Annotated in this window: 6 protein-coding genes; 3 read left to right on the top strand and 3 right to left on the bottom strand. The window is 63.7% G+C overall.

Annotated elements, in window-relative coordinates:
* Window positions 1-438 precede the first annotated feature (438 nt).
* A complete protein-coding gene (locus G7007_RS21385) occupies window positions 439-1,317 on the top strand; it encodes a DMT family transporter (RefSeq protein ID WP_181105051.1) in 879 nt (292 codons plus the stop codon).
* 195 nt (window positions 1,318-1,512) lie between these two features.
* Here the strand turns inward: G7007_RS21385 and G7007_RS21380 are convergent, their stop codons facing one another.
* A complete protein-coding gene (locus G7007_RS21380) occupies window positions 1,513-1,869 on the bottom strand; it encodes a DUF6124 family protein (protein ID WP_181105049.1) in 357 nt (118 codons plus the stop codon).
* 604 nt (window positions 1,870-2,473) lie between these two features.
* On the opposite strand from G7007_RS21380, the gene G7007_RS21375 reads away from it, so the two are divergent.
* Window positions 2,474-2,920 (top strand): DUF4259 domain-containing protein, encoded by a 447-nt coding sequence (locus tag G7007_RS21375; protein ID WP_181105047.1) that lies wholly within the window; start codon window positions 2,474-2,476, stop codon window positions 2,918-2,920.
* Between the two features lie 87 nt (window positions 2,921-3,007).
* Here G7007_RS21375 and G7007_RS21370 read toward each other — a convergent pair whose 3' ends face one another.
* Window positions 3,008-3,943 (bottom strand): aspartyl/asparaginyl beta-hydroxylase domain-containing protein, encoded by a 936-nt coding sequence (locus G7007_RS21370; protein WP_181105045.1) that lies wholly within the window; start codon window positions 3,941-3,943, stop codon window positions 3,008-3,010.
* Between the two features lie 202 nt (window positions 3,944-4,145).
* Entirely contained in the window at window positions 4,146-5,120 is a 975-nt protein-coding gene (cysK, locus tag G7007_RS21365) for a cysteine synthase A (RefSeq protein ID WP_181105043.1), read from the bottom strand.
* A 125-nt stretch (window positions 5,121-5,245) separates the two neighbouring features.
* Here cysK and G7007_RS21360 point away from each other — a divergent pair, with 125 nt between their 5' ends.
* Window positions 5,246-6,319 (top strand): DUF748 domain-containing protein, encoded by a 1,074-nt coding sequence (locus G7007_RS21360; RefSeq protein WP_181105041.1) that lies wholly within the window; start codon window positions 5,246-5,248, stop codon window positions 6,317-6,319.
* The last annotated feature ends 331 nt before the right edge of the window (window positions 6,320-6,650 follow it).

The following is a 6,650-nucleotide window of genomic DNA, read 5'->3' as shown; positions in this document are numbered from 1 at the left end:
GACTCAAGTCCTGGTCATGCTGGCCCGCAAGCTGGCTCGGGTGGTCTTTGCCCTGATCAGAAGCGGAGAGGAATATCGTCCAAAAGCCGCTTGAGCGCTTGGCAATTACCATAGAATCTCCCACAGGCCCTTTGCACGAGCCGTGCATGAGCTCGACAGGACAATTGATCGCATCGCCAACGATCAGGAACCTGTCGTTTTCTCAGTGAGAGCGACTGCCTTGGATCGTAGCGTTGATCTGCCAGGCTGGCGCAACGCCTCTGTGCGAGCGGGCTTGCCCGCGATGGCGTCAGGTCCGCCACCGCCTGCATCGCCGACCCCCGTTCCTACCGAGAAATCGATTCGGCCTGCCAGATCACCCATGCGGCCCAAACGGCGGGAGTCGCGTACACTCCCGGGCCGACGCCCACCAGGCGCTTCTTTCTGCCGGAGTTTCGTGTGCCCCCGATCGCCCTTGCCCGTTTGCTGACCCTCGCCGCCGTCTGGGGCGCCAGTTTCCTCTTCATGCGGATCATCGCATCGGTGCTGGGCACCGTGCCCACGGCGTTCTTCCGCGTGGCGATCGCTTGCCTGGGCCTGCTGCTGATCCTGGGCCTGGCCGGGGTCAAATGGCGTTTCGAGGGCAAGCTGACGGTCTGCATCGTGCTGGGCATGATCAACTCGGGCATCCCCGCGACCCTGTATTCCGTCGCCGCGCAGGTACTGCCTGCCGGTTACTCGGCCATCTTCAACGCCACCACGCCGCTGATGGGCGTGCTGATCGGCGTGCTGTGCTTCAAGGAACCCATGACGCTGGCCAAGCTCGGTGGCATCTTCCTGGGTCTGCTGGGCGTCGGCATCCTCAGCGGCGCCGGGCCGGTGGCGCTCGATGCCCGCCTGCTGCAAGGTGCGCTGGCCTGCCTGGGCGCGACCACCTGCTATGGCTTCGCCGGTTACCTGGCGCGCCGCTGGGTCGGCGGGCTGGACAGCCGGCTGGCGGCCCTGGGCAGCATGCTGGGTGCCACGCTGCTGCTGACGCCGCTGTTCGCCTGGAGCGTCTTCACCCAACCGCCGGCGCACTGGGGCGGCTGGGCCGTATGGCTGTCGCTGCTCGGCCTGGGACTGATCTGCACGGCGTTCGCCTACATCCTGTACTTCCGCCTGCTGGCCGAGATCGGTCCGGTCAAGGCCAGCACCGTGACCTTCCTGATCCCGGTGTTCGGTGTGCTGTGGGGGGCTTGGTTGCTGGACGAGCCGCTGTCCTGGGCCCATGCCTACGGTGGCGCGTTGATCGCAGCGGCGCTGTGGTTGGTGCTCAAGCCGGCGCGCGTGCGTTAGGCCCGGTATGAAAAGTCTTGGGACGAAGGTCAGGCAAGGTGAGAGCAGACGAGGAGCGGCCGATGTCGCGCTCGACTTTACGGGTTGTAACTGAGCATTCCGAGGCTTTTTCAACGCAGCGTCGCCACGTATCACAGCTTTTCGAACAGCGCCTGAACATTGCGTGCGAGGCCGCCTGTACGGCCTCGCACAGGCTCAACCGAGGGTGTCTCGGTTCAAGGGTCGCACTTGCGGCTCAGGCCTCGGAGATGCAGGTGGAGTGGTCGGCAGCAGTTCCAATCCGTCCAGGACCTTGTGCACCAAGGCCTCCGCCATCTCCAATGACGTCTGCGAACCCCATAGCAGCCGCCGTGCATCGCCTTGCGCATCCTCACGAGCGAGCGTGACGGATTGATAGGCGCCTTGCAGGAGATGAAGGGTGTGGATCAACGCCTCCTCGGCCAGAACACCTGGGCGAACGGTGAAGATCGGCTCATGATGGCCGTTGCAGGTGCCGAAGGTGAGGCGTTCGAGCGAATGCTCTGCGGGCGGGTCGGGTAGTCCCTTGGTCATGCGTCGTCTCCTTGATCGGTGGAGCCGCCACGCATCGCTGCTAAACGAAAGGGTGGCGGCTGTACACGGGTTAGCAGACCAGGGATCAAGGAACCCGGCGCGCACGAAGGCGCCCCGCGCACAACCGCCATAAAACGAGCCAGCCTGTGATTCAGGCATCACAAGTGGACGAGAAAGGGGCGCTGTGTGCACCTTGATCATTGAGTCGGGCTGCTAAACCCGGTCGCTGGATGGACAGCGACCAAAGAAGGGTAGCGGGGTTGGCTAGGAGATTCAAGCCGCTCGGCCACATGGCCTGGTGACAACGACACGTTGCCATTTTCTGTTCCCAGGAACGTCTGGCGTGGGGTTTCAACCCTATCGCTGAACGTCATTTGCCTAGTGCACACCCGCGCGAGCGGCTGAGACGAGAATGGCCTGAGCCTTCTTATGCCATCGAGCGCAGTGCCTCGTTCACCGCACCAGGCGCCTTTCGTCGAGACACGCTTTTTATGACTCAGGTCTGATACACAGCCGCACGATTGCGGCTACCCTGTGGGTGCGACTCCCGGCACCGCCTCTGGCGCCATCTCTTAGTGACATTGAATCGACAGGGATACTGACCATGGGCACTTGGGCACTACACGCATTCGGCAACGATGAAGCAGCGGACTTTCTCGACGACCTGACCGCCAAGGGCGACCTCGAACTGGTCACCCAGGCCGTGCAGGACGCGGTCGAGCAGGAAGACTACCTGGAGGCACCTTCGGCCGAACTGGCGCTGGCAGCGATCGAGGTGCTCTGCGCACTGCGCGGCAGCCCGTCACCGCTGTTCCTGGCGCAGAAAGACTTGCCTCAGTGGCTCGATGAGCAGGCCGGGCACGACGCCCAGGTGTCGAACGACACCGCCCTGCAGGCCATCGACCGGCTGCTGGGCGGGTCATCGGAACTGGCAGAGCTGTATGAAGAATCCGACGAGAACGACGCCTGGCGCGACGGTGTGCTGACGCTGCGCGAGCGCGTGGCAGCCCTGGCCGTCGAACCTCGGCGCCGGGCCCAGGCGGGTCGCTGACCGACGCTGACCTCGGGGCCGCTTCCCGGTAGCGGTTCGACACGTACGTCGAACCGCTACCGGGAAGCCGCCCTGGAGGCGCTGGACTCAGAACAGCCAGCGGAACAACAGGTACGCCACCACCACCGCCAGCACCGGCCGCAGCACGCGGTAGGCCTTCGGGTTGGCGCGCTTGAACGTCTTGACGCGGCCACTGATGCGGTTGCTGAAGCGCTTGCTCCAGGCATAGGCCTGGTTGATGCCGCCCACACGCTCGTCGTCGGTGTTCTGAGGTGCCGTGGCGCGACCGAGGAAAGCACTGACCTTGCGGTTGATGCGGGTCATCAGCGGGCTGGTGAGCGGCCGTTCCACATCGCAGAACAGAATCACGCGGGTCATGTCGGTCTCGTTCTTGACCCAGTGCACGAAGGTCTCGTCGAACATCACGTCCTGCCCGTCGCGCCAGGCATAGGGCTCGCCATCGACATAGATCCGGCAGTTGTCGGAGTTCGGCGTGGACAGCCCCAGGTGGTAGCGCAGCGAACCGGCGAACGGATCACGGTGCGGGTTGAGGTGGCTGCCACCGGGCAGCAGCGCGAACATCGCACCCTTGACGTTGGGGATGCGGTTGACCAGCTCCACGGTGCGCGGGCACAGCGCTTCGGCCGACGGCAGTGGCTTGTCGTACCACTTCAGGTAGAACCGCTTCCAGCCTTTCTTGAAGAACGAACCAAACCCAGCATCGTTGTCCTTCTCGGCGGCACGGATGTAGCCCTCGTCGAACAGACGCATGGCCTCTTCGCGGATTTCCTGCCAGTTGTCCTTGAGGATATCCAGCTCGGGGAAACGGCTGCGATCCAGATACGGCTTGGAGGGCACGCCGGAAAAGAGATACATCAGGCTGTTGTACGGCGCGAACAGCGCCGAATGGTTGACGAACTGGCGCAGCACCGGCAGGCGCGCCTTGCCGCGCAGGTGCACGAACAGGACGCTGCCGAAGAACACCAGCAGCACAGCCGCCTTCACGGCGAATGAAAAGGTCATGCGACACTCCTTCGGGGGCAAGCAGGCAGTGGCGGCCTACCTGGGAAATCAGCCGTGCATCATAAACCCATCCGGCGCCGGTAAGAACAGTCCGGGCCATCGGGCGGACGGGCGATGATGCACCGTCGCTGGCGCCCGTGCCTTGCGCCAGCTCAACGACAGCGTGCCTGCCGCTAACGACGACAGGCCTGTCGCCCCTGCGTTACGGCTGGGTTTCCTGCTCGGTGAACAGGTCGCTGAACAGCATGCTCGACAGGTAGCGCTCGCCGGAATCGGGCAGGATCACCACGATCGTCTTGCCCTGCATTTCCGGTTTCTCGGCCAGGCGCGCCGCCGCGGCCATCGCCGCGCCACAGGAAATACCACAGAGAATGCCCTCCTCCTGCATCAGGCGGCGGGCCATGGCCTTGGCTTCGTCGTCGCCGACGGTCTCGACCTGATCGACCAGCGACAGGTCCAGGTTGCCCGGCACGAAGCCGGCACCGATGCCCTGGATCTTGTGCGGGCTGGGGGTGAGTGGCTCACCGGCCAGGGCCTGGGTGATCAGCGGCGAGCTGATCGGCTCCACCGCCACCGACAGGATCGGCTTGCCCTGGGTGTGCTTGATGTAGCGGGAAATGCCGGTCAGCGTACCGCCAGTGCCGACCCCGGCGACCAGCACGTCCACTGCGCCGTCGGTGTCGTTCCAGATCTCGGGGCCGGTGGTTTTTTCATGGATGGCCGGGTTGGCCGGGTTGTCGAACTGGCCCGGCATGAAGTACTGGTCCGGGTTGCTGGCGAGCAGTTCTTCGGCTTTCTCGATGGCCCCTTTCATGCCCTTGGCCGGTTCGGTCAGCACCAGCTCGGCACCGAGGGCCTTGAGCACCTTGCGCCGTTCCAGGCTCATCGAGGCCGGCATGGTCAGCATCAGCTTGTAGCCGCGGGCGGCGGCGACGAAGGCCAGACCGATGCCGGTGTTGCCCGAGGTCGGCTCGACGATGGTCATGCCCGGCTTGAGCTTGCCGCTGGTCTCGGCCTCCCAGATCATGTTCGCGCCGATCCGGCACTTGACCGAGTAGCCCGGGTTGCGCCCTTCGATCTTGGCCAGCAGGGTCACCCCGCGCGGGCCGATGCGGTTGATCTGCACCAGGGGCGTGTTGCCGATGGAGTGGGCGTTGTCAGCGTAGATACGGCTCATGGCAGGTCCTTGTAACCGTGCAGGGAAAACCCGAAGGGTAAGCCTGCCTCACCAGAGCGTAAACCCCACCAGAACTCATTCCCGCCCTCCAGGGTCCATCGCATACCTGTCCTGGAGAGCCTTCGATGAAAGGTCGATACCGCTGGCCATTGATCGGCCTGCTGAGCCTCGCGGTGCTGCTGCTGATCGTGCACCTGGCCCTGCCTTCGCTGGTGCGCAATTACCTCAACGACAAGCTGGCCGACATGGGCGAGTACCGCGGCCAGGTGCAGGACGTCGACCTGGCCTGGTGGCGGGGTGCCTATCAGATCGAGGGCCTGAAGATCGTCAAGACCACCGGCAAGGTCCCGGTACCGCTGCTGGAGGCGCCACTGATCGACCTGTCGGTGAGCTGGCAGGCGCTGTGGGAAGACCAGGCCGTGGTGGCCGAGGTGACGTTCGAGCAGCCGGTGCTCAACTTCGTCGACGGCGGCAGTCGGCAGAACTCGCAGACCGGGCGGGGCACCGACTGGCGCCAGCAACTGGAGAAACTGCTGCCCATCACCTTGAACGAGGTGCGCATCCACCAAGGGACGCTGAGCTTTCGCAACTTCAACTCCAAACCCCAGGTGAACCTCAAGGCCACCCAGCTGGAGGCCAGCGTCCGCAACCTGACCAACGTGCGCGACCGGCAGGGCCGGCGTGACGCCAGCTTCGAGGCGAAGGCCCGGCTGTTCGGTGACGCGCGGGTCGAGAGCAGCGCGACGTTCGACCCGTTCAGCGATTTCGACGACTTCGAATTCCGCCTGCGCGCCACGGACATCCAGCTGCGCAAGGTCAACGACTTCGCCAGCGCCTATGGCAAGTTCGACTTCAATGCCGGGCATGGCGATCTGGTGATCGAGGCCCAGGCCGAGAAAGGTCGCCTGAACGGTTACATCAAGCCGCTGTTGCGCGATGTGGACGTGTTCAATTGGCAGCAGGACGTCGAGGACAAGGACAAAGGCTTCTTCCGCTCGATCTGGGAAGCCGTGGTCGGCGGTACCGAGAGCGTGTTGAAGAACCAGCCCAAGAACCAGTTCGCCACGCGCGTGGAATTGAGCGGCAATGTGCATCAGCAGGACATCAGTGCGCTGGAGGCCTTTCTGCAGATTCTGCGCAATGGGTTCGTGAAGGCCTTCAATGCCCGGTATGAGCAGCCCAAGCCGGAGGCGTCGTGAAAGAGCAGATAGGCAGACGGTGTGCATGGGCACGTGAATAGGCAGAGCTGCCTGGCGAAACCACAGCAAGGTGTCTGAGAGCGTAGCCATGACGTGGAAAGCGGAGTCGTTTGGCTTTTTGGGCCCGTAGGGCCAGGCCTTTCAACGTATTTACCTAACACGATGTGGACCACATTGCTGATCTGGCAAAACGGTTCACCCCTGTGTGGGAGATTCTATGGTAATTGCCAAGCGCTCAAGCGGCTTTTGGACGATATTCCTCTCCGCTTCTGATCAGGGCAAAGACCACCCGAGCCAGCTTGCGGGCCAGCATGACCAGGACTTGAGTCTT

Origin of the sequence: Pseudomonas entomophila (assembly GCF_013523125.1) — a bacterium.
Classification (GTDB): Bacteria; Pseudomonadota; Gammaproteobacteria; order Pseudomonadales; family Pseudomonadaceae; genus Aquipseudomonas; species Aquipseudomonas entomophila_B.
Note: the sequence above shows the minus strand (reverse complement) of the source record. Positions and strands in the feature narration are given on the sequence as shown.

What these genes read in the sequence shown, in the direction of transcription:
- G7007_RS21380 (WP_181105049.1), bottom strand. Translation starts at nt 1,869, where the DNA reads ATGACCAAGGGACTACCCGACCCGCCCGCAGAGCATTCGCTCGAACGC.
- G7007_RS21375 (WP_181105047.1), top strand. Translation starts at nt 2,474, where the DNA reads ATGGGCACTTGGGCACTACACGCATTCGGCAACGATGAAGCAGCGGAC.
- G7007_RS21370 (WP_181105045.1), bottom strand. Translation starts at nt 3,943, where the DNA reads ATGACCTTTTCATTCGCCGTGAAGGCGGCTGTGCTGCTGGTGTTCTTC.
- cysK (WP_181105043.1), bottom strand. Translation starts at nt 5,120, where the DNA reads ATGAGCCGTATCTACGCTGACAACGCCCACTCCATCGGCAACACGCCC.
- G7007_RS21360 (WP_181105041.1), top strand. Translation starts at nt 5,246, where the DNA reads ATGAAAGGTCGATACCGCTGGCCATTGATCGGCCTGCTGAGCCTCGCG.